Below are 2,902 nucleotides of genomic sequence, written 5' to 3'. Positions count from 1 at the left end.
GCTGTTCCCGCAGAACGCGGCGGAGCAGGCAGCGTTGGAGACCTTGGTCCTGGGCGCGGGCAAGGATGACGGGCCGAAACCGGCGATGCGCGACTACACGCCGAGGCGCTACGACCTGGCAACACTCGAGCTGGACATCGACTTCGTGCTGCACGGCGATGGCCCTGCTTCGACTTGGGCCGAACAGGCCACACCCGGGCAATTCCTGCACATTGGCGGGCCACGCGGTTCGATGATCGTGCCGGACATCTTCGACAGTTATCTGCTGATCGGCGACGAAACCGCCTTGCCCGCAATCGCTCGTCGGCTGGAAGGCCTGGCGGGTAATCGTCGGGCGTTGGTGATTATCGAGGTGGAAAACGGCAAGGAGCAACAAGTGCTCAACAGCGCTGCTGAAATCGATGTGATCTGGGTACTGCGCGAGGGCGGTAAAGATCACCTGCTGACCACGGTGCGCCAGGTGCAGATTCCGACTGGCAATTTGTACGCGTGGGTAGCGACCGAAAGCAAAGTGTCGCGGCAGATTCGGCGAGTGTTGCTCGATGAGCACGGGCTGGATGAGCAATTTGTCAAAGCGGCCGGGTATTGGCGGCTGGATGGCAGCGACGAGGAGTGAGAGACCTTCGCGCCTGCTGCCACGGGCATTTTGGCTAAGCACAGACTGGCGGTGGGCTTGGGGCTCATCGCTGGCTCGCTACCGTTGCGCCTGGTTAACCCGCCTGCCCTGCCATCGATCCAGCCCGATCAGCGCCAACGCAATCAATATAAACCCCACCAGCAAGCCCAGCGCATTGATAAACACCTGTGGATAACCCAGCTTGTCGACATCAATGAACGGGTACGGATAAACCGCCAATTCATGACCGCGCACCATTGAATAGGCGAAATACACCAGCGGATAAATCGCCCACAGCGCGATATGCCGAATGCGTAACAGGCCTTTGGGCACGCACAACCACCAATAGCCCAGAAACAGCAGCGGGGTGACAACGTGCATCAATTCATCAGCCAACCGCTGCCAGCCTTCCGGATGCCAAAGGTGACGCAGCAACACGTTATAGGCGAGGCCGACCACAGCGATACTGACGGCAACGCCACTGCTGACCGAGGGCTGCAAAAACCCGCGTCGCGCGGCTGACTGACGGGACGTGAGCTCGAAGCTGAACACCGTGGCCACCAGCGTGTTGGTCAGTACGGTGAAATAGCTGAAAAAACTCATCAGCCCACCCAGCAGGCTCGCCTCGATACTCCAGCGCGAATACAGTACCAGATACAGCTGAATGACCAGTCCCGCCCAGGCGAGAAAGGCCGCCACAGCGACAAAAGGACGACGCGCCGCCGACTGGACGAGCACGCTCAGACCGGTCGCTTGGTGCGCATCAACTTGACGTACAGGCGCTCGACTTTTTCCCGTGCCCACGGGGTTTTGCGCAAAAAGGTCAGGCTCGACTTGACGCTGGGGTCGCTCTTGAAGCAGCGGATATCGATGCGCTCGGCCAGCCCCGACCATTCGTAATGTTCAACCAGGGCGTTGAGAATCTGCTCAAGCGTCACGCCGTGCAGCGGGTTGTCATGTTGTTCGGTCATGCCGGGCCTTTCGAGCGAAGTGGGAATTGGAAGCCGCGCACCTTAGCCGAGGGCTTCGTTGGGGGGAAGTGATCTGTGGTGCTGTAGTAAATGTAGGTGAGCTTGAAAAGATCGCAGCCTTCGGCAGCGCCTACGCTGGAATGCGTAACCCTACAGGAGCTGCCGAAGGCTGCGATCTCTTGATCTTCAGCCAATAAAAAGCCCCGTCACACGACAGGGCTTTAACTTGCAGCTTGCAGCCTGAAACTAACCGCTGCCCTTAAAACACCACCCCTTGGCTACGCAGGTAATCGTCATACGTACCGCTGAAGTCAATCACGCCGCTTGGGCTCAGCTCGATGATGCGGGTGGCCAGGGACGATACGAATTCACGGTCGTGGCTGACGAAGATCAGCGTGCCCGGGTAGTTTTCCAGCGCCAGGTTCAGCGCTTCGATGGATTCCATGTCCAGGTGGTTGGTCGGTTCGTCCATGATCAGCACGTTCGGCTTTTGCAGGATCAGCTTGCCGAACAGCATGCGACCCTGTTCACCACCGGAAATGACCTTGACCGATTTGAGAATCTCGTCGTTGGAGAACAGCATGCGGCCCAAGGTGCCGCGAACGATTTGTTCGCCACCCTGGGTCCACTGGCCCATCCAGTCGAACAGGTTGCAGTCGTCTTCGAAATCGTGCGCGTGGTCTTGGGCGTAATAACCCAGTTCCGCAGCGTCGGTCCACTTGACGGTACCGGCATCCGGAGTCAGTTCGTTGACCAGGGTACGCAGCAGGGTGGTTTTACCGATACCGTTCGGACCGATGATCGCCACGCGCTCGCCAGCTTCAACCTGGAAGCTGAAATCCTTGAACAACGTCTTGCCGTCAAAGCCTTTGGCCATGCGCTCGACGATGACCGCCTGACGGTGCAGCTTCTTGGTTTGTTCGAAGCGGATGAACGGGCTCACACGACTCGAAGGCTTGACCTCGGCCAGCTGGATCTTGTCGATCGCCTTGGCGCGGGAGGTGGCCTGCTTGGCTTTCGAGGCGTTGGCCGAGAAGCGGCTGACGAACGATTGCAGTTCGGAAATCTGCGCTTTCTTCTTGGCGTTATCCGACAGCAGCTGCTCGCGGGACTGGGTCGCCACGGTCATGTACTCATCGTAGTTGCCCGGGAACAGACGCAGTTCGCCGTAATCCAGGTCAGCCATGTGGGTGCACACGCTGTTCAGGAAGTGACGGTCGTGGGAGATGATGATCATCAGGCTGGAACGCTGGGTCAGGATATTTTCCAGCCAGCGGATGGTGTTGATGTCCAGGTGGTTGGTCGGTTCGTCGAG

Annotated in this window: 4 protein-coding genes; 1 reads left to right on the top strand and 3 read right to left on the bottom strand. The window is 58.8% G+C overall.

Annotated elements, in window-relative coordinates; genetic code table 11:
* On the top strand, positions 1-616 hold a 616-nt coding region (locus F8N12_RS27280), incomplete at its 5' end, for a siderophore-interacting protein (RefSeq protein ID WP_150583117.1).
* 78 nt (positions 617-694) lie between these two features.
* Here the strand turns inward: F8N12_RS27280 and F8N12_RS27275 are convergent.
* The 3 genes from F8N12_RS27275 to F8N12_RS27265 form a co-directional block, all read right to left on the bottom strand.
* The gene (locus tag F8N12_RS27275; protein ID WP_150580240.1) at positions 695-1,354 is read right to left on the bottom strand and encodes a Pr6Pr family membrane protein; all 660 of its coding nucleotides are present in this window, start codon (positions 1,352-1,354) and stop codon (positions 695-697) included.
* A gap of 2 nt (positions 1,355-1,356) precedes the next feature.
* Entirely contained in the window at positions 1,357-1,587 is a 231-nt protein-coding gene (locus F8N12_RS27270) for a VF530 family DNA-binding protein (protein WP_150580239.1), read from the bottom strand.
* A 259-nt stretch (positions 1,588-1,846) separates the two neighbouring features.
* A partial coding sequence (locus tag F8N12_RS27265; protein WP_150581265.1) for an ATP-binding cassette domain-containing protein occupies positions 1,847-2,902 on the bottom strand: 1,056 nt, incomplete at its 5' end.

This window comes from Pseudomonas fluorescens (genome assembly GCF_902497625.1).
GTDB lineage: Bacteria > Pseudomonadota > Gammaproteobacteria > Pseudomonadales > Pseudomonadaceae > Aquipseudomonas > Aquipseudomonas fluorescens_BQ.
The sequence above is the reverse complement of the archived record's forward strand: the minus strand, read 5'-3'. Positions and strand labels throughout refer to the sequence as shown.

Excerpts from the sequence above, each read along its gene's own strand:
- F8N12_RS27270 (WP_150580239.1), bottom strand. The coding sequence starts at position 1,587 with ATGACCGAACAACATGACAACCCGCTGCACGGCGTGACGCTTGAGCAG.